General features: G+C 38.8%; 16 protein-coding genes and 2 tRNA genes. 5 read left to right on the forward strand and 13 right to left on the reverse strand.

Annotated elements, in window-relative coordinates:
* Positions 1-24 precede the first annotated feature (24 nt).
* The 6 genes from HXT25_RS06855 to HXT25_RS06880 all read right to left on the reverse strand — a co-directional run bounded on the left by HXT25_RS06855 (position 25) and on the right by HXT25_RS06880 (position 4,959).
* Entirely contained in the window at positions 25-687 is a 663-nt protein-coding gene (locus tag HXT25_RS06855) for a CDP-alcohol phosphatidyltransferase family protein (protein WP_014554568.1), read from the reverse strand.
* Positions 688-793: 106 nt separating this feature from the next.
* Positions 794-864, reverse strand: a tRNA-Gln gene (locus HXT25_RS06860).
* Between the two features lie 76 nt (positions 865-940).
* The gene (locus tag HXT25_RS06865; protein ID WP_032836384.1) at positions 941-1,963 is read right to left on the reverse strand and encodes a ribose-phosphate diphosphokinase; all 1,023 of its coding nucleotides are present in this window, start codon (positions 1,961-1,963) and stop codon (positions 941-943) included.
* Between the two features lie 126 nt (positions 1,964-2,089).
* Positions 2,090-2,926 (reverse strand): nicotinate-nucleotide adenylyltransferase, encoded by an 837-nt coding sequence (gene nadD, locus HXT25_RS06870; protein ID WP_004113635.1) that lies wholly within the window; start codon positions 2,924-2,926, stop codon positions 2,090-2,092.
* 49 nt (positions 2,927-2,975) lie between these two features.
* Entirely contained in the window at positions 2,976-3,551 is a 576-nt protein-coding gene (locus HXT25_RS06875) for a hypothetical protein (protein WP_020760379.1), read from the reverse strand.
* A gap of 49 nt (positions 3,552-3,600) precedes the next feature.
* Complete coding sequence (locus HXT25_RS06880) at positions 3,601-4,959, reverse strand: glutamate-5-semialdehyde dehydrogenase (RefSeq protein ID WP_101886477.1); 1,359 nt, start codon at positions 4,957-4,959, stop codon at positions 3,601-3,603.
* A 72-nt stretch (positions 4,960-5,031) separates the two neighbouring features.
* Between HXT25_RS06880 and thrC the strand changes: the two genes are divergently transcribed.
* Positions 5,032-6,549 carry a threonine synthase gene (thrC, locus tag HXT25_RS06885; protein WP_101886478.1) on the forward strand — a complete coding sequence of 506 codons (1,518 nt, stop codon included), beginning with the start codon at positions 5,032-5,034 and terminating at the stop codon, positions 6,547-6,549.
* Positions 6,550-6,559: 10 nt separating this feature from the next.
* Here the strand turns inward: thrC and HXT25_RS06890 are convergent, their stop codons facing one another.
* The 7 genes from HXT25_RS06890 to HXT25_RS06920 form a co-directional block, all read right to left on the reverse strand.
* Positions 6,560-7,285: a regulatory protein RecX gene (locus tag HXT25_RS06890; RefSeq protein WP_014554562.1), complete on the reverse strand. Its 726-nt coding sequence runs from the start codon at positions 7,283-7,285 to the stop codon at positions 6,560-6,562.
* Between the two features lie 86 nt (positions 7,286-7,371).
* Entirely contained in the window at positions 7,372-8,526 is a 1,155-nt protein-coding gene (gene recA / locus HXT25_RS06895) for a recombinase RecA (protein ID WP_004113623.1), read from the reverse strand.
* 212 nt (positions 8,527-8,738) lie between these two features.
* Positions 8,739-8,972, reverse strand: a complete 234-nt coding sequence (locus HXT25_RS06900; RefSeq protein WP_004113620.1) for a DUF3046 domain-containing protein — start codon at positions 8,970-8,972, stop codon at positions 8,739-8,741.
* A complete protein-coding gene (locus tag HXT25_RS06905; protein ID WP_422118827.1) occupies positions 8,959-9,675 on the reverse strand; it encodes a CinA family protein in 717 nt (238 codons plus the stop codon). The genes HXT25_RS06900 and HXT25_RS06905 overlap by 14 nt, the downstream gene beginning before the upstream one ends.
* Before the next feature lie 7 nt (positions 9,676-9,682).
* The gene (gene pgsA / locus HXT25_RS06910) at positions 9,683-10,297 is read right to left on the reverse strand and encodes a CDP-diacylglycerol--glycerol-3-phosphate 3-phosphatidyltransferase (protein ID WP_004113615.1); all 615 of its coding nucleotides are present in this window, start codon (positions 10,295-10,297) and stop codon (positions 9,683-9,685) included.
* A gap of 63 nt (positions 10,298-10,360) precedes the next feature.
* Positions 10,361-13,114, reverse strand: a complete 2,754-nt coding sequence (locus HXT25_RS06915) for a DNA translocase FtsK (protein WP_004115016.1) — start codon at positions 13,112-13,114, stop codon at positions 10,361-10,363.
* A gap of 197 nt (positions 13,115-13,311) precedes the next feature.
* A tRNA-His gene (locus HXT25_RS06920) sits at positions 13,312-13,387 on the reverse strand.
* A gap of 133 nt (positions 13,388-13,520) precedes the next feature.
* Between HXT25_RS06920 and purT the strand changes: the two genes are divergently transcribed.
* The 4 genes from purT (at position 13,521) to purF (ending at position 21,266) form a co-directional block, all read left to right on the forward strand.
* Entirely contained in the window at positions 13,521-14,858 is a 1,338-nt protein-coding gene (gene purT, locus HXT25_RS06925; protein ID WP_004138195.1) for a formate-dependent phosphoribosylglycinamide formyltransferase, read from the forward strand.
* A 172-nt stretch (positions 14,859-15,030) separates the two neighbouring features.
* On the forward strand, positions 15,031-15,813 hold the full coding sequence (gene purC, locus HXT25_RS06930; protein WP_004113609.1) for a phosphoribosylaminoimidazolesuccinocarboxamide synthase: 783 nt from the start codon (positions 15,031-15,033) through the stop codon (positions 15,811-15,813).
* 137 nt (positions 15,814-15,950) lie between these two features.
* On the forward strand, positions 15,951-19,712 hold the full coding sequence (locus HXT25_RS06935; protein ID WP_422118828.1) for a phosphoribosylformylglycinamidine synthase: 3,762 nt from the start codon (positions 15,951-15,953) through the stop codon (positions 19,710-19,712).
* Between the two features lie 66 nt (positions 19,713-19,778).
* On the forward strand, positions 19,779-21,266 hold the full coding sequence (purF, locus tag HXT25_RS06940) for an amidophosphoribosyltransferase (protein WP_004113604.1): 1,488 nt from the start codon (positions 19,779-19,781) through the stop codon (positions 21,264-21,266).
* The last annotated feature ends 8 nt before the right edge of the window (positions 21,267-21,274 follow it).

The following is a 21,274-nucleotide window of genomic DNA, read 5'->3' on the forward strand; positions in this document are numbered from 1 at the left end:
TTAATGCTCTTTAGCGACAAATCGTCATGCGCTAGTATTTTTAAGCAAATTTTTAACTTCAAAAATCCTCTGTATAACGGTTATGATACCACCAATACAAAGGATAAACATGGCTAAACTAAGCCATAAAAGCCAGTCAGTTAATCCACTTAATCCCATTGAAATCAATATAATAGCCACTCTGTCTGCTCTAGTAATCAAACCTTTTTTAGCTTCCACCCCAACGGACTCACCTCTTGCTCTAGCATATGACGTTACAAAAGCAGCCATAATTGCTATTAGCGAACAAATCAATCCGCAATATTTTATAAAACCATTAACATATTCTGGCAAATATAAACATATGTTGATATTTTTAGCACGATATAAGCAAATACAAACACACAAAAATAGAGACCAATCAGCGATTCTATCTAAAGTAGAATCCAAAAACGCACCAAATTTCGTTCCACCATTTTGATTAGTTAAAGCAGCGACTGAACCATCCAAAGCATCTGCAAGGACAAAAATCGTAAGCAAAATTGTACCGAATAAAAGCCAGCCAGTCATAGAAACAAAAATTGAGGTTACTACAACAGCCAAAGTACCGAAAACAGTAATGCCATTTGCTGTACAGCCAAATTTTACAAGCAGCTTAGCAATAGGCGCAATAACACGCTTGAATCCACCTCTTAAAGATTCCAACATATCTAATAAAACGCCTTCCTAGATTAAACAAGCTACTCATACACACACTATCAACAAACTATGTTAATAAAAAACGCCGCTTAAAATTAAGCGGCGCAATTTCTAGCTCCCTCACCTGGATTCGAACCAAGACAAAGGGTTCCAAAGACCCGTGTGCTGCCATTACACCATGAGGGAACGGCGGAAAAAACCGCCAAGTCACTATTATGCCATAACAATTGACATCGTCAAGTTTGGCGTGGCGAAATAGGATTTATGCAAACAAGAACCCCTTGCCATGATGCTCTGGATAAGTGTCAAACAGCTTTGCAACAGACCCATCTTCAAACACAGCTTTAATAGCACTTGCCAAAAGTGGGGCAATTGAAAGAACAGTTAACCCATCCCAACGCTTTTCTTCTGGAATTGGAACAGTATCCGTTAACACCACTTCCCTAGCTCCGCAATTCTTTAAACGTTCAACTGCAGGACCAGAAAGCACTCCGTGAGTTGCAACAACCGTAACAGACTTTGCACCAGCGTCCTTAAGAACATTACAAGCGCCTGCAATTGTTCCAGCAGTGTCAATTAAATCATCAACCATAACACAATCACGCCCAGCAACATCACCAACAACACGATTTGCTACAGCCTGATTTGGACGAGTAATATCTCTAGTCTTATGAACAAAAGCCAATGGACCTCCGCCTAAACGTTGCGCCCACTGTTCTGCAACTCGGATTCGACCTGCGTCTGGCGAAACAACGGTAACGTTTCCTAAATCTTCGCTGAAACGATCTCGAACGTAATCAACAAGCACTGGCATAGCAATCAAATGGTCTACAGGACCATCGAAGAATCCTTGCGATTGTGCCGCATGCAAGTCAACGCTCATGATTCGATCTGCGCCTGCTGTTTTAAGCAAATCAAACATCAAGCGGCAAGAAATAGGCTCACGACCGCGATGCTTTTTATCTTGTCTAGAATATCCAAGCAACGGGCACACAGCGGTAATAGAACGAGCAGACGCGCGCTTTAATGCGTCGATCATAATTAACTGTTCCATAATGGACTTGTTAACAGGGTCACTATGACTTTGCAACACAAACACGTCTGTTCCTCGCACAGACTGAGTGTAACGAACATACATCTCGCCATTGGCAAAATCATATGCTGTTGTTTCCAATACTTCTATACCAAGCTGATTTGCAACATCTCGAGCAAGCTTCGGATGCGCGCGACCAGTTACGAGAACAAGGTTTTTATCTGGCTTTCCTTCAAGGACGATGCTCACCATATCTCCAAACGCTAGTTCACTAACAGCCCACAAAAAACGGACTGTGATTAATACTATCTATTTGCGCAGACTATAATCATTAAGCCGTTTCATACACAACAAATCATTGCAAAAGATTCCAAATAATCACAAATCGCGTCTGTATAAACCATGCTTAACAATGTATTGAACAACTCCATCTGGAACCAAATACCATACAGGCTCCCCGTGCTCAGCTCGCTTACGAACATCAGTAGAAGAAATTGCTAGTGCTGGGATTTCCAAAATGTCAACTGGGAAACGATGACTGTGACAATTAATCATATCGTCACAAGAATCCGCTGAATACACATGAGCCTCAATTTGAGTAAACTTTTCTGGACTAGAATACCCAGGACGAGTAACAGCCACAAATCTAGCCAAATTCCACAGTTCTCTAGCATCTTTCCATTGCATAATCTCCGCAATAGCATCCGCGCCTGTAATAAAGAAAAGTTCAGCATCTGGATGCTGAGATCGAATATCGCGAAGCGTATCAATTGTATAAGTAACACCTGGTCTATCAATATCCACTCTGGAAACTGTGAACTTGGGATTAGAAGCAGTTGCAATCACAGTCATCAAATATCGATCTTCTGCGTTAGTAACCTTCTTATCAAGTTTAAAAACAGGCTTTCCTGTAGGAACAAAAATAACTTCGTCTAGATCATAAACCCATGCAACTTCAGAAGCTGCTACCAAGTGGCCGTTGTGAATAGGGTCAAAAGTGCCGCCCATGATCCCTATTCGTTGGCGCTGATGAACATTACCTCTAGCAGATTGACGGTGTTTAACAACACCTGCCACAACAGGCGGCGCAGCCTCAGTGCCATTAAAAGACCCTTGGAACAAGTCAGACATTCTGCGCTCTTCAGAAAAATCTTTTACTTCTGACTTAATACTATTTTGGGAATCAACTTTAGAGTTGTTTAGATTATTTTGCATTAATTCATTTCCACATTTTGTTCAAAATACACAAAATCAAGCATCATGATTATTTTGCACCATCAAGCAAATCAGCAGCATCATCTGCCTTAGCTTCACCGATAACGCTAGAGGCAACGTTCGCCTTATCAGGATTAATATTGCCCATTTCCTCATTCCACTCATCTTGAACAACCCGTTTAATCTCCTCAAATGTTGGAAGAGGAAAATCAGGCTGGAAAATACTTCTAATCTTTGCAACAGATTCTGTAATCTTAATAAGAATATCTGCCATATTATCTACTTCACCGCAACGCTCAAGATTACTGAATTGAGATATATTATCTTCCATTTTTCTCAAATTCTTATTAATCTCATCTAAAGCAGCATTATCCTGAGGCTTGAAAACAGTACGATTATCCCTATCTGGCCAACCCATTAATATTGCATCAGCATATTCAAGAGAAGATCTTTGAGATGCAGACGCAATACCATCTTCAATTTGCACTAAAAACACATAGCGAACTATGGATAAACGCTCAGCGGAAATATCTAAAGCATCTAAAACATTGAAATCAGACACACCATATGATTCGCTTTTCGCGTATACAATATCTGATTTAGTTGATTCCTGTGTATTTGGCATACTCATAACCTTACTCTTAATACCTTATTATCTGTCACAATTTATAACATCAAGCTCTTATTTGACCATCTCCATAACCAATCCACTTTGTGGTTGTCATTTCTCTCAAACCCATCGGACCCCTGGCATGTAATTTTTGAGTGGAAATGCCAAGCTCAGCTCCAAAACCAAATTCGCCGCCATCCGTAAATCTTGTTGAAGCATTTACCATAACAACAGCTGAGTCTACAGATGACACAAAATTATTGATTGTTAAATAATCTTCAGCAATAATCGTCTCAGTATGCCCCGTTGAATACTTTGTAATATGATTCGCAGCATCCTCAACATCTTTTACAATCTTTACTCCTATTTGCAAAGACAAATATTCACGATTCCAATCATCATCATTTGCATGTTCTAACTGCAAACCATTGATATTTGAATCGAATAGAATATTGTAGGATTTTTCATCAGCATGAATCAAAACATTATGTTTAGCTAACTCGCCTGCAATTCTTGGCAGAAAATCTTTAGCAATATCTTGATTTACAAGCAATTTTTCTGCAGCATTACAAACTCCAACTCTTTGAGTTTTTGCATTTACAATAATTTGTATCGCTTTTTCAAAATCTGCTGTTTTATCCACGTAAATATGAACATTTCCAGCTCCAGTTTCTATAACTGGAACTGTTGACTCTTTAACAACTGCAGCGATTAGATTTGCACTTCCTCTAGGAACAAGAACATCAATATGACCATGAGCATGCATCATTGACGTTGCTCCACTTCTTCCAAGATCATCAACAGATTCTATAAGATTTCCACTTACACCAAAATCTTTTAATACTTGCTTGATTACAGAAATTGTCGCATAGTTCGTGCGCTCAGCTGCACTACCGCCTCTTAAAATTACAGCATTTGAAGATTTTATGCACAAAGATGCAACGTCAACAGTCACATTTGGTCTAGCTTCGTAAATAATTCCCATTACGCCTATTGGCACTCTTACTTGAGAAAGCCTAAGACCATTTTCTAGCGTGTATCCACGAACAACTTCTCCAACAGGATCTTGTAATTGCGCTATTTTTCTAATACTTTTTGCAGATTGGAATATTCTTTCTTCATCAAATTTAAGTCTGTCTAGTTTTCCAGCATCCATACCATTTTTTTGAGCTTTTTCTAAGTCTTGCTTATTTGCTTCTTCAATAAATTCTGCATTATTTTCAATAGAATCAGCAATAGCATTTAGAAGATTATTTTTAAAATTGGTATTAGCTTTAGCAAATTCACGCTGTGCTATTCGCGAAGCATCCGCTCTAGAAAAAACAATAGAATCTATAGAGTCCCCATAATCTTTAGACATATTGTTTTGTGCATTACTATGCGTTTCATCTAACTTTGTATCAAGATTAATCATATTGAACATATTAGCAATAGCAGTACTTAGGCTCCACCTCTTCAGGTAACATGTATACCAATTAGCACGAATGGAGGAATCATGGCAGAAAACACTACGAATACAGTTATGTTTCACAGCACTAGGTCAAACTCTAAAACCTATACATCGAAGCAAGCTATTCGTAGAGGAATAGCAGATGATGGTGGCTTGTTTGTTACGGATTGCCTTGGTGAAACTCGTTATGATATTTCTAATCTTTCTGGGAAAACTTATAAACAGATTGCTAAAGACGTTCTTCAAATTCTCCTTCCAGATTTTACGTCTAGCGAGCTTGATGAGTGCGTTGAAAATGCTTATGGAAGTCAGTGGGAAGATAGTGAAATTACTCCTCTAAAGACTCTTGGAAATAATAATGATTTTGTTCTAGAGCTTTTCCACGGTCCTACATGTGCTTTTAAAGATGTTGCTTTGCAGATTTTGCCGCAATTCATTAGTCACACAAAAAATGTATCTGATTCTAATAAAAATGTTATGATTCTTACCGCCACTTCGGGAGATACAGGAAAAGCTGCGCTAGCTGGGTTTGCGGATATTGAAGGCACTTCTATGGTCACTTTTTACCCAGAAGGTAAAGTAAGTAAAATTCAAGAATTGCAAATGACAACTCAAAGTGGAAATAACGTAAAAGTATGCGCTGTTAGAGGAAATTTTGACGATGCGCAAAGCGGCGTTAAACAAATATTTACTAACAATTCAATTAATGAAACGGTTGAAAACAATAATCACGCACTGCTTTCTTCTGCTAATTCGATTAATATTGGAAGACTTATTCCTCAAGTTGTTTACTACTTCTACGCTTATTCTAAGCTTGTTGAACAAGGCGTTATTGAACTTGGTAATGAAGTGGAATTTTGTGTCCCTACTGGCAATTTTGGAAATATTCTTGCTGGATATTACGCGAAAATTCTTGGTCTTCCTGTAAAACACTTAATCGTAGCGAGCAACAGCAACAATGTTTTGTTTGACTTTTTGGTCAGTGGAACATATAACAAGATTCGACCATTTAACCAAACAATTGCACCGTCTATGGATATTCTTGTTTCTTCTAATTTAGAACGCATGCTTTACTACATGTGCGATAAAGATACACGACTGTTGCAAATGCTCATGAATGATTTACAACAATGGGGCGCCTTTGAAATACCAGATAATGTTCTTTCTAAAATTAGGAAACTTTTTGGTTGCGGCTGGGCAAACGAGGATCAAATTCGCGATTCCATACAAGAATGCTGGAATAAGCATAATTATGTTATTGATCCACATACTGCTTGCGGATACTTTGTTATGAATCATATTCCTCATGATTCTAATGTTCCGCGTGTTCTTTTGAGCACAGCAAGCCCGTATAAATTCCCTAGGGTTGTTTGCGAATCTTTAGGCCTAAATATTGAAGGATTAGATGATTTTGCTTGCATGGATTTGTTAGAAAGCAAAACTTCTACAAACGCTCCTAAAATGCTTAGCGAACTTAAAAATAAAACAGCTAGATTCAACGATGTTATTAACATCGAAGATATGCCAGATTATGTTCTTAAGTGCGCTAACGAAATTTGCTAAAGATTTTGGTTTAAGACTTAAACAAAGCATAATATACTTCGTTTAGTGTGTTTAAATCATGACCTTTTCTAGCTCCTGCAGAAAAGAATCTACGTCTTTTTACATTATCGTCTAGGCTTTTAAGTTTTAACGATAACTTTCTGCCTAATTCCCATGCAGCTTCTTCAAAAACACCGTCTTCTCTAGCTTCTTGCAATGTTGAACAGGCCACAGTGGAAGAAACGCCCTTTTTTTGTAGCTCAATGCGAGTCGCACGTTCTCCCAACAATCTAGATACACATGAGCGTATAACGGATCTAGCATATTGTTCATCGTCAACCAAATGTAATTCTTCCAAACGAATTATTACGGATTCAACAATATTCTCTTTGTAACCCTTATTTATGAGCCTATTCTTTAAATCATCGGAAGATCTAGCTGAATAATCTAGCATTCGTAAAGCAGATTCTCTACAATCGTCGAAATCAGAGGCTTTTTTGGCATCTACTTTTTTAGCAGCTTTTCTACTATTAAATGAATTATACTTCTTAAAAGCGTAAGAAGAGTTTTCTTCACAATAATCTTCATGATTATTATCTAAGCTATCAAATGACTTATCATAAGCATCACTAACGCCAACTGTTGTTAAATCACAACCATTAACTTCAGATTCTTCTGCTTTTTCACACTCATTTTCTGCAGAATAATAAGAATCAACAGGTTTATGATTGCGAAGAAAACTCTCTACACTAATCATCTTCTATTCTTTTCACTGAATCTCAGCCAATATGATGTGAATCAGCTAAACTCAACTTTGTTTTAATAATTTTATTTAATATAGTTTTATTTGACATCACTGCCTTTTGAAGTGTTTGTTTTACTATCAGCACTTGAAGATGATACTGACTGAGAATTGTCATCTTCATCTTCTACCTCAACGAATTGATCTTCTGGCTTCATTAGCCCAAACGCTACTTTTACTTTATCGCTAATCTCTTCTGTAATAGCAGGATTATCTTTAAGGAATTGGCGAACGTTCTCCCTACCTTGCCCAAGTTGTTCACCTTCATAAGTGAACCAAGAACCAGATTTTTTAATAACATCGCACTGTACAGCCATATCGATTACAGAACCTTCAGTTGATATTCCTTCTCCGTAAAGAACATCAAACTCTGCTGTTTTAAAAGGCGGAGCCATTTTATTCTTTACAATCTTTACCTTAGTACGATTTCCAACAGCCTCTTCACCATTTTTGATAGTAGAAACTCGTCTAATATCCATTCGAACAGATGAATAGAATTTAAGAGCTTTACCACCAGTAGTTGTTTCTGGATTACCGAAGAATACACCAATTTTTTCACGAAGCTGATTAATAAATATTGCTGTCGTTCCAGCTTGAGACAATGCACCAGTCATTTTTCTTAAAGCTTGGCTCATTAAGCGCGCTTGTAAACCAACATGGCTATCTCCCATGTCTCCATCAATTTCCGCTTTTGGAACAAGAGCTGCTACAGAATCAACTACTATAACATCTAAAGCACCAGAACGAATTAGCATGTCGGCAATCTCTAATGCTTGTTCACCATTATCTGGCTGAGAAACAATAAGAGAATCTGTGTCAACACCCAATTTACGCGCATAAACTGGATCTAAAGCATGCTCAGCATCAATAAATGCAGCAATACCACCATTCTTTTGAGCATTAGCAACAATATGCAAAGCTAATGTTGTTTTACCAGAAGATTCAGGACCATAAACTTCCACAATACGCCCACGAGGAACGCCACCAATCCCTAGAGCCATATCTAGAGCTATTGAGCCAGTAGGGATAACCTCCACGTCTTGTAGTGGCTTATCACCCAATCGCATTGCGGAACCTTTACCATATTGTTTTTCAACATTGGCAAGAGCTGTTTCCAACGCTGCTTTTCTACGAGGATCTGCCTTGTCGGCATCAATAAGACGATCCACTGCACCTTTTTTTGCTTGTTGTGCCATATCTGCTACTCCTTTCGCATGCCGATGTATTGATTGACGTTAATGCAATACATAATGACTATGCAAGCGTTTTAGAGCAATGTGGTTAAAGGTTTTACTCAATAACACAATAGGCACTTATCACGCTGCAAGAAGCCCAACAATTGACATTATACACCATAAACGAACATTTGTTCGACAAGTGTGTTGACTTGAAATTCCAACGAAAATATCTATTTTGCAGGCATTGGTGGAGCATTATGATCTTTACCCCACCTCTTACTATCAGGAATATTCATGTGATCACATAAAACATTCCAGACAATTCTTGGCTCTACTCCAGCATCAATCGCCTCACGAGCACTCATACCATTAAGTTTTTGCAGCTCCTGATCTTTTGCGATACTCCTGCCAAACTCCCTGCCAAATACCTCTTCAAGAAGCTCCCAGAATTCACGCTCGCGCATCAAAAATCCAATCTTCAAAAATTATGGAATGCAGAATTTTTATTAACGCATAAACGACACCGTTTCGAACTTCTTCACGATTACCAGAAATATCTAATTGAACAGAAATCAACAATCCAAAATCACAAGAATAAAAATCACATTTCTCCAAGGAGAAATTACTAATTTTCCCACACTTACAATCAAAAACGCAATTTTTTATTCTATTAAACTTGCAAAAAATCGCATCAGAGTCAAGCGAATAGCAAGATTTATCTGTAACAGTTGGAACAAAAACACCAATATACGCCAACCCAGCTGGCTTACCAGCATCAGAGCCAGGTCCAGCAACACCAGTAGTTGACAATCCAATAATAGGAAAATCAGGATTGTCAACATCTTTTTGTTGCTCAAAACGCTTATAACACCAACCAGATCCACTGTATAATCTTGCTGCACCAAACGCCATTTGCTTTGCTACTCGCGCATCTACAGCACCACACGATTTTAATAAATCGCAATCCACACCAAGTATCTTAGATTTTTCACGAATATCGTAAGTAACAGCAGATCCAAGAAAAACTCTAGAAGCGCCAGGAATCTTTACAAACGAATCTGAAAGAAGACCCCCAGTCAGAGACTCAGCACATGCGATATGCAAAGAATGTGCATCGCAAAAATCAAGAATCTCACTAGCTAAAACACTAACAGAGTCACTACACATATCTATATCAATGCTTCAAAGCGTCGTTCACATAAAGAATACCAGAGTAAGTAGCAAAACCTATTGCAATTCCAATCAAACCGTAAGCAATGGAGTAATAGCAAATCACCCAAAGTGGAATATCATTTGCGCAGAAAATAGGAACAATAGGAACGAGAAGCATTGCAATACCAATTGACTGAGAAAGTGTCTTAAACTTTCCAGCAGAAGATGCTGCAATCACTTTACCGCCCTTATTTATAACATAGAATCGTAAAATAGTTATGCCAATTTCACGAATAACAAACAAAGCAGTAATCCACCAATATAGTTCTCCAAAAGCTGACGCAATAATAAGCGCGGAAAGCATAAGAAGCTTATCTGCTATAGGATCTAGTAATTTACCAAGCTCAGTTACCTGATTGTATTTTCTAGCCATCCAACCATCTAATTTATCTGTAGAAGCTGCAATTACAAACAAAACAAACACTGACCAACGTATCGCAGTAGAAGTATAACCCCAAGGACCTGCAACCAAATATAAGATTATAAATAGAATGGAAAGAATAATCCTTATGTATGTCACTACATTAGGAGCATAATCCCAACCTTCAAGTAATTTAGACTTACTGTTTTTCAACATCTATAAATACCTCCATAAAGCTACACAAATATGGTATAGCAAACGCAAAACTTAATTCAACTTTTACAAAGAATCACTTTCACCGCGAATAAATGCTAAAACTTTAGGCAAATCTTGAGGTTGCACAAGAACCTCACGTGCCTTAGATCCTTCGGATGGACCAACAACGCCACGCGACTCAAGCAAATCCATTAGCCTACCAGCTTTAGAAAAGCCAACACGCAATTTTCTTTGAAGCATCGAAGTGGATCCAAACTGAGCGCCTACTACAAGCTCTGCAGCCTGAAGCAGCTCATCCATATCGTCGCCAATATCGCTAGTTTTAAGCTTGCTTTGAGCTTGAGCATCCGCTTTTTGAGCCATTTGTTCAATATCTTCACGATACTTTGGCTTGCGCTGAGTGCGAACATACTCCACAGCCCTGCGGATTTCAGATTCACTCACCCACGAGCCCTGCACACGCTGAGGCTTAGCAGCACCCATTGGAAGGAACAAAGCGTCACCTTGACCAATCAAAGTTTCTGCACCAACTGTATCGAGAATAACCCTGGAATCAGTTGCAGATGAAGTAGCAAAAGCCAATCGAGAAGGAATATTTGCTTTAATCAAGCCTGTTACAACGTCAACAGATGGGCGCTGAGTAGCAAGAACCAAATGCACTCCTGCAGCTCGAGCAAGCTGAGTAATACGCTGAATAGAACTTTCCACATCGTTCTTAGCAACCATCATCAAATCAGCCATCTCGTCTACAACCACAAGCAAATACGGGTATGGAGCAACTTTTCGATTAGAACCAGCCGGAGCATGAACTTTTCCTTCACGCACAGCCTTGTTGAAATCTTTAACATGGCGGAAGCCGAAGAATTGCAAGTCGTCGTAGCGCGCATCCATCTCTTTAACAACCCACTCGAGAGCCTGCGCAGCCTTCTTAGGATCCGTAATAATCGGTGTGAGCAAATGCGGAATGCCAGCGTATGCAGAAAGCTCTACTCTCTTAGGATCTACCAAAATCATACGAACCTGTTCAGGTGTTGCTCGCATGATAATAGAAGTGAGCATCGAGTTAATAAAACTCGACTTACCAGATCCTGTAGCACCTGCAACAAGCAAATGCGGCATTTTATCGAGAGCTGCCGTTACGAAATGACCCTCAACATCCTTACCAACACCTGTAAGCATAGGGTTTGGATCTTGGCGCGCTTTATCAGACCTAAGAACATCTCCCAGATTTACAATCTCTCTATCTACATTCGGGATCTCAATACCAATTGCAGACTTGCCCGGAATTGGAGAGAGAATACGCACATCAGTACTTGCTACAGCATACGCAATATTCTTTTGAAGATTCGTTACCTTCTCTACTTTTACTCCAGATCCTAACTCAACTTCATATTGAGTTACAGAAGGACCTCTTAAGAAGCCAATAACCTTCGCATCTACCTCAAATTGTTCAAAGGTAGAAGTTAAAGCTCGAATCACACGATCATTCGCTGGTGTTCTTGTTGCATGAGGCTTTCCATGAACAAGTATGTTCAAATCTGGTAGAATATAAGGTTCATCTTCATAAACATTAGAATCACTATGATTTGAATCGTATATATCTTTACCAGCAGCGCTATCACTATTATTTTCTTGCGATGACCTATATTTATCTAATTGCTGAGCAGGCATATTTCCCCAAGGATCAGAAGAATATTGCTCGCTGGTGCTTATAGGAGCCTTAGGGAATTCATCAATATATAATTCTGGAGATGTTTTCCAAGAATTAGAATTCGCAGAAGAACCACTTGAAGATACAGACCTAGGAGACTCACGATTATGTGATTTATCAACCGTATTCTCATAACCTTGCGATTGATTATTAAGATCACCATCATGAATATTCGTGCGATCAGCATTATTTGATTCGAAATTACTACCGCCATCTTTTGAAGATGCACAGAGAAAAGCATCATCTCCAGCATACTCATCTAAAAGCTCATTATTACTATCTTTTTTCTTAGTTCCAAATAGTGAATTCCATAATTTAGAAATTAACGAATTATGCAAAGATCTGCGAGACTTTTCAGATTTGTCAGAATCATCATGAGTTGGCACTCCATCAGCAAATTCAAGTGTTTTATCATCATCCTTAGAATCATTATCGTATGAATCTTCCTCAGAATTATCGTCTTTACTATCTTTACTATCTTTAGAAAAAGCAGAAAATATAAACTGCGTTATGTCTGTAACATGCAATTTTAAAATCATCAAAAACGAAAAAATTGCGATAATAACAAAAATCACTAGAGCAAAAGTCCTAGATAATCCCCAAGCTAAAGGAGAACCAAGAGAAAAACCTAATAATCCACCAGATTTTTGCAAATCTTCTATGTGAAAATGTTGATTTTTACTAGCAAATAAAATATCTAAAATAGAACATATAGACCACAAAATAAGAACAAAACCACCTATAACACGTGGGTTACCTGATTTTGATCCACTATTTCTCATTAGTCTAATTGCTACAGCAAATAACCAAACTGGTAAAACAATGCTCATAACTCCAAAAACTGCAGATGCTGCGAAGTGAAAAGCAACGCCTATAAAACCACTAACTCTAAACCATTCCGATGCGCAGAAAAGAATAGCAATAATAATCATTACAAAGCACAATCCATCTCTGCGGTATGCTTCGTCGTATTCTCCCACACCAAAAAGCGAACGTACTACTTTACCAACAAGTCGCGGAACAAAAAGCAGCGCGGATTCCCAAAAAGGTTCATCATAAGATACATTTGATGACGACTTTGATGACTTACCGCCCCTACCTGCCATATATAAGCTCCTTAAACATAAATTTATGAAACATAACAAATTATGCAATCCACATTATTCTACCCCAACGTGTACTAATATACGGGCATAAACGTGTACTGATAAATTAAAAAATCTAATTGCAAAAAGAATGATACTCAAAGTAAAAAAAAATAATCTAGCATAAAAAAAAATTCGGCTGAAACCAGCCGAAAAAATGGGGTGGCTAACGCGGCTTGAACGCGCGACCTTCTGAACCACAATCAGATGCTCTACCAACTGAGCTATAGCCACCATTATGGCGCGAAACCCTTCGGGAATCGCACAACAGAGGAATACTATACACGATTTTTTAAATTTATGCTAGTCAATCTTCATTCGGCGCGTCGCACGACAATTCGACATTGCGTAATGTAAGAATATAGTTATGAGTTTTTCGCAAAAATCAGATTCAAATAATGAATTAAATGAAAGCGTTACAAACGAGCGAATTTTTGGTATTTTTGATTCAAAGTTACATACAACAAAAGTTCTTCTTCTTGGCTCTGGAGAACTTGGCAAAGAGATTGCTATAGAACTTATCAGGCTTGGCATAAGAGTATGCGCGGCAGATAGCTATGCGGACGCTCCAGCAATGCAAGTAGCTCAAGAAAATCGCGTTATAGATATGAGCGACTCTCAAGAGTTGCAAGACTTAATAAACGATATAAACCCAGACATAATAATTCCTGAAATTGAAGCAATATCAACTCAAATACTAAAAAATGTTGTAAAGAGTAAGAAAATTCAAGTTGTTCCAAGCTCTGATATTACTGCAATTGCTATGGACCGCGAAGCTTTGCGAAAAATTTCACACGAAAAACTAGGATTGCCAACAACACCATATCGATTTGCTTCTAACTATGAAGAATTAGAAAAAGGAGCAAAAATCGTAGGATATCCATGCGTCGTAAAACCAATTATGAGCTCATCTGGTCACGGTCAATCAATAGTAAAAAATCTTGAAAATCTACAAAATGCTTGGGTAGAAGCACAAAATGGAAGAAGATCTAAGCATAAGAGTCAGAACACACAAAACGCTGATATATCTCGCGTAATTGTTGAAGCTTTAGCACCATTAGACTACGAGCTAACAGTACTAACTGTAAGCTCTAGCGCTGGAATAACAACATGCGAACCCATTGCACAATTTCAAAAAAATGGCGATTACAGGCAATCATGGCAACCAGCAAATATACCAGAAAACGTTCGAATCAACGCTCAAAATATTGCTAAACGAGCCGTTGAAGGTCTATCTCAAATAGCAAGAGAAAACGGAGAAACTGGTTGGGGCGTTTATGGAGTTGAACTCTTTGTTCTTAAAAACGGTGATTTACTTTTCAACGAACTATCCCCTCGTCCGCACGATACTGGTATGGTTACAATGATTTCACAGTATTACAGCGAGTTTGCTCTGCATGTTTTAGCGATTTTGGGTGTTCCTATTACTCAAAAGCACACTGCTCTTTGTTTAAAAAATAATGAAGTCGCTTTAAGCCATGCACTTGTTGTAGAAGGTAATGGAAAAATTGGATTTGCGAATGTAGCAAAATCATTAAACACTGAAGATTGCGCAAGATGTGATATACGCATCTTTGGAAAGCCAGAAGTTCACGGCTCAAGACGCTTAGGTGTTATTTTGACAGTATCAAACAGCGTGCGTGATGCAAAATCTTGCGCGACACGCATTGCTAGCGAATTACACACTGTAGAACTACCGTCTTAAAACATCGAAAAATCAAGGTTTTTACTGGTTTAAGACATTAAAAGAATAAAAAATAATCTAAAAAAATTGTAGGTAACAATTGTTAGTCTGAACGTGCTGACAAGGTTGGATAAACCTTCAAACAATGTTGGTTTTCGCCTACAGCCATAGATGCAACAAGAGAGGCACGTCAATGGAAAAACTTGACAAGTTGTATGAGGGCAAAGCAAAGAAATTGTATGCCACTGATAACAATAATGTGTTGTGGGTGGAATACATGAATCAGGCAACAGCTGGCAACGGTCTTAAAAAAGCTCAAATTGCTGGCAAAGGCAGCTTAAACAATCAAATAACTTCTTTACTATTCCATCTTCTTGAGGCGCGTGGCGTGAAAAGCCACTTCCTAGGGCGCATTTCTAGCACTGAGCAACTTGTAAAACGCATGAAAATGTTCCCATTAGAAATAATAATGCGAAATACTGCTGCTGGTTCTTTTGCAAAACGTTATGCTGTAAAAGAAGGCACTCCTTTAAAGAAACCATTATTGGAATTCTGCGTTAAATCCGACGAACTTGGCGATCCATTTATTAATCCTGAAGGCGTTGTAGCTCTTGGATTAGCAACCGATGAAGAGATGGCAGAAATTACTCGCCAAGCTCATGCTGTTAATAATGCATTGCTTGATGTTTTCTCTAAGATTGACGTACAGCTTGTTGACTTCAAGATTGAAGAAGGCGTTGACTCTAAGGGAAACATTCTGCTTGCTGACGAAATAACGCCAGATACTTGCAGACTTTGGGATAAGCGCAATACAAATAATTCTGAAGTAAGCCACTTAGATAAAGATTTATTCAGACGAGATTTAGGAGATATAATTCCAGCCTACGAGGAGATATTCTCAAGGCTTAAATCTCTTGCTCAAAGCGAAGGCGTAAACTTCGACGAAATAAATCCAAATAATTATGTTGAAGAATGATTTTTAATGTGGCTCGCATCTTTCGAGGTGCGAGCCACGCGCGTTCTTAAAGCAAAACTAAACAAAATTGAAAAAGAAAACTGAAAAAACAAAACAACCAAAATAGCCAAAACGTACAATTACAAGGCAGGTTTACCGTGGTATTTCGCGTTTATGTTGAAAAGCAATCTGGTTTCGATGTTAAGGCACAGCATCTTAATCACGAGCTTAAAGAAATTCTAGGAATAGATTCTTTAAAATCAACGCGCATAATAAACAGGTATGATGTTGAAGGAATATCAGAAGATCTATTCAACACTGCTATCAAAACAGTTTTTAGCGAACCACCAGTCGATAACACCTATGATTATCTGCCCATAAGCACAAGCGAACATGTTTTTGCTATGGAATTTCTTCCAGGACAATTTGATCAGCGAGCAGAATCTGCAAGTGAATGCATACAGCTTATAAGCCAAGGAGAGCGACCAAGGGTAAGAACCGCGCAAATCTTGGCTTTTAAAGGTGATTTATCTAAAAAAGATTTGGACGCAATTAAACACTACATAATTAATCCAGTTGAAGCGCGCGAAGCATCTTTAGATAAAGTCAATACTTTGCAAACAGAAACAGTTATTCCAGCAAATGTGGAAGTTATCAACGGATTCAACGATTTAGACGAACAAGGTTTAAAAAAGTTCATAGAAGATCGCGCGCTCGCAATGGACTTGGAAGACGCAAAATTCTGCCAGAACTATTTTAAAAACGAAAATCGCAATCCAACTATTACAGAAATCAAAGTAATAGACACATATTGGTCTGATCATTGCCGTCATACAACTTTTGGCACGCATCTTACAAACATAAAAATAGACGATGAGCAGGTACAAGCCGCATTTAATCGTTATCTTGAAATGCGAGAAGAACTTAATCGCACAAATAAGCCGATTTGCCTTATGGATATGGCAACTATTGGTGCAAAGTATTTGAAGCATAATGGGATTCTTAAGAATCTAGACGAATCCGAAGAAATCAACGCTTGTACAGTAAAAATCAAAGTTGACGTAAACGGGCACGATGAAGATTGGCTGTTTTTGTTTAAAAACGAAACACATAATCATCCTACAGAAATCGAGCCTTTTGGTGGTGCTGCAACATGCATTGGCGGATGCATTCGCGACCCTCTTTCGGGAAGATCTTACGTATATCAGGCAATGCGAGTAACTGGTGCTGCAGATCCTAGAACGCCAATAGCCCAAACTCTTGAAGGAAAATTGCCTCAAAGAAAAATCGTAACGTCTGCAGCTGCAGGCTACTCTTCTTACGGAAATCAAATTGGACTTGCAACAGGCGAAGTACACGAGATTTACCACCCAGGATACGTTGCAAAACGAATGGAAGTGGGCGCTGTTGTAGCCGCTACCCCAGCAGACCATGTTCGCAGAGAAACACCTGAGCCAGGAGATGTGATTATTCTTCTAGGCGGCAGAACTGGAAGAGACGGAATTGGCGGAGCAACTGGTGCTTCTAAAGCTCAAGACACTGATAGCATTGAGGAATGCGGAGCAGAAGTTCAAAAAGGAAACGCTCCTATTGAACGCAAGTTACAACGACTTTTCCGACGCAAAGATGCATGCAGACTTATTAAGCGATGCAACGACTTTGGCGCTGGCGGCGTAAGCGTTGCAACGGGTGAAATTGCAGATGGCTTAATTATTGATTTAGATAAAGTCTCTAAAAAATATGAAGGTCTTGATGGCACAGAGCTTGCGATTTCTGAATCTCAAGAGCGAATGGCAGTTGATGTTGCAGCAAGCGATGCAAACGAATTTTTGAGCTACGCGCATGAAGAAAATTTGGAAGCGCAAATTGTAGCCATAGTCACAGAAGAAGCACGAATGAAAATGACTTGGCGAGGAAAAACAATTGTGGATCTAAGACGCGAATTCCTAGCTTCTAACGGCGCTCCAAAAGAGCAAAATATTCACGTTGAAAGTGGCGAAAACTATACTTCGAAATGGCAAGATATAAGTGGCGAATACGCTAATAAATCTTTTGACGAGCGCATGAAAAATCTTGTTTCCAACATAAATATTTGCTCAAACAAAGGTCTTAGTGAAATGTTCGACTCCACTATTGGAGCCGCAACAGTTCTTATGCCTTTTGGAGGCAGACGTCAGCTTACTCCTGCACAAGCAATGGTTGCAAAATTGCCAGTTTTTGGAGAAACAAACACAGCTTCTGCAATGTCTTGGGGCTTTAACCCATATATTATGGAAAAGAATCAATTTACTGGAGCTTACTTAGCTGTTGTTGAGTCTTTAGCAAAAATCGTAGCAAGCGGATTTACTATAGAAAACGCTTATTTAAGTTTGCAAGAATATTTTGGAAAACCTCATAATGCTCCAGAACGTTGGGGAAAACCAATGGCAGCTATTCTCGGAGCTTTAAGCGCACAAATTGACTTTGGTGTAGGCGCTATTGGCGGCAAGGATTCTATGAGCGGAAGCTTTGAAAATCTTGATGTTCCACCAACACTTATTTCTTTTGCTGTTTCTACAGGAGACGCGAGAAACGTTGTTTCGCCAGAATTCAAAAAAGCAAATAGCAGAATCTTAAGAATATTGCCTAAATATAAGGAAGATGGAATCACACCTAACGCTCAAAGCTTCTTAGAAGCGATTAAGATTGTTGAAAATCTTACCTCAAATAAGCATGCGCTTTCCGTTAGCACTCCAGGATTTGGCGCAAGTGCAGAAATCTTATTTAAGATGACTTTGGGCAATCATATTGGATTAAAGCTTAATAATGCGATTAGCAAAGATGATTTGTTTAAGCAAACATACGGATCATTCTATGTTGAACTTAAAGATGATTCTGAGATTCCGCACGCAAATTCAGATCTTGTAAGCGTAGACGTAGTAGGCGAAACTTGCAATGAGTTCGAGTTTTGTGTAGAAAACGAGAAACTTAATTTAGCTGATTTGCAAGAAGATTGGGAAAATACTTTAGAATGCATATTCCCGTATCGCGCGAAGGGAGATTCAGTTCCTGCTATAAACTCTAGTGAACTGAAGTATTCTCATAACCACATGCGTTCTCATAGAAAAACTCCGATTAGCCACCCACGCGTAATCATTCCAGTTTTCCCTGGAAACAATTGCGAATACGACACTCAAGCAGCGTTTGAAAAAGCTGGAGCAGAATGCAAAACGCTTATAATCAATAATTTAAGCGCTGATGATATTGCTCAATCTGCAAAAGATCTTGTTGATGAGATTAATAAAAGCCAAATTGTTATGATTCCAGGCGGATTCTCTGGAGGTGATGAACCAGACGGTTCAGCCAAGTTCATAGCATCTTTCTTTAGGAATCCTGCTGTTAGTGACGCTGTTCGCGATTTGCTCAATAATCGCGATGGCTTAATGCTTGGTATTTGCAATGGTTTCCAAGCTCTTATTAAACTAGGTCTTGTCCCGTTTGGAGATATTGTTCCAATGGATTCAGAATGCCCGACTTTAACGTTTAACACTATTGGAAGGCATCAAAGCAAGATTGTTAGAACTCGCGTTGCTTCTAATCTTTCTCCATGGCTTTCAAATTGCAAAGTTGGCGATGTTCATAGTGTTGCAATATCTCATGGAGAAGGTCGATTCGTAGCATTGCCAGACGTTATGGATACTCTTATACAAAACGGCCAAATCGCAACACAATACGTTGACAGCAATGGCGTTCCAAGCATGAATCTTAAAGTGAATCCGAACGGTTCACTTATGGCTGTAGAAGGAATCACTAGCCCAGATGGCAGAGTGTTTGGAAAAATGGGACATTGCGAACGCAGCGGAAACGGTTTGTACGTGAATATTCCAGATTTTAGAACACAAAACATTTTTAGCGCTGGAGTCGAATATTTCACTGCATAATGTGATTTTTGTAGCAAGTTTATAGGAAAATCTTGATTAAGAATCTAAAACAACAGGGGGTGTTTGATGTCTGCAGAGCTCGAAGACATTCATGAAGAGTGTGGCGTTTTTGGCGTTTGGGGTCATTCAGATGCTGCTAGATTAACATATTTTGGATTACATGCACTGCAACACCGAGGTCAAGAAGGCGCTGGAATCGTATCAAACGATAATGGTCATCTTAAAGGTTACAGAAACCTAGGTCTTTTAACTCAGGTTTTTGCAAACGAAGACATTATGAAGAAACTTACTGGAAACAGCGCAATTGGGCACGTTCGTTATGCTACTGCTGGTTCGGGAAGTGTTGAAAACATTCAGCCTTTTCTTTTTTGTTTCCATGATGGAGATGTTGCTTTAGGACATAATGGCAATCTTACTAATTGCACAACTCTTAGGAATAAACTTGAAGATGAGGGAGCAATCTTCCACTCGAATTCGGATACTGAAGTGTTAATGCATCTTATTAGAAGATCAAATAAAACTTCTTTTATGGATAAGCTTAAAGATGCTTTGCAAATAGTTCATGGTGGTTTTGCCTATTTGCTTCTAACTGAAAAGGAGCTTATTGGCGTAACAGACCCGAATGGTTTTAGACCTCTTTCTTTAGGAAGAATGAGCAATGGAGCTTATGTACTCGCATCCGAAACTTGCGCATTAGATATTGTTAGAGCAGAGTTTATTCGCGATATTGAGCCTGGCGAAATAATTGTTATTAATGACGATGGCTACACTATTGAGCAATATACAAAGCACGTACAACATGCAGTATGCTCAATGGAATTTATTTATTTCGCTCGCCCAGATTCTAATATTTACGGTATTAATGTTCATTCTGTGCGAAAGCGTATGGGTGCGCGTTTGGCTAAAGAATCTCCTGTTGACGCAGACATGGTTATTGGAGTACCTAATTCTTCACTTTCTGCTGCTGCAGGATACGCTGAAACAAGCGGAATTCCAAATGAAATGGGATTGATTAAAAACCAGTATGTTGCACGCACTTTTATTCAACCAACACAAGAATTACGCGAGCAAGGCGTTCGTATGAAACTTTCTGCTGTTCGTGGCGTAGTTGCAGGAAAACGCGTTATCGTTATTGACGATTCAATTGTTCGCGGAACTACCTCTAAGCGCATTGTGCAATTGCTACGAGAAGCTGGAGCTAAAGAGGTACATATGCGTATTTCTTCTCCTCCTCTTAAATATCCTTGCTTCTACGGTATTGATATTCAAACCACAAAGGAACTTATTGCAGCAAAACATTCAGTCGAAGAAATACGCGAGTATATTGATGCTGATTCCTTAGCATTTTTGTCTTTAGATGGATTAGTAGAGTCGATTGGATTAAAAAAGCCAGCGCCTTATGGCGGTTTGTGTGTTGCTTACTTTAATGGCGACTACCCTACTGCACTAGACGATTACGGCGAAGAATTCTTGGCTTCACTTACTCCTGAAGAACGCGAACATTTGCAAGAAGTGAGAAAGCACAGCAAATATTCACACGAAAATCTTATATAACTTAATAT

Source organism: Gardnerella sp. DNF00476 (assembly GCF_049262735.1).
Lineage (GTDB): Bacteria > Actinomycetota > Actinomycetes > Actinomycetales > Bifidobacteriaceae > Bifidobacterium > Bifidobacterium vaginale.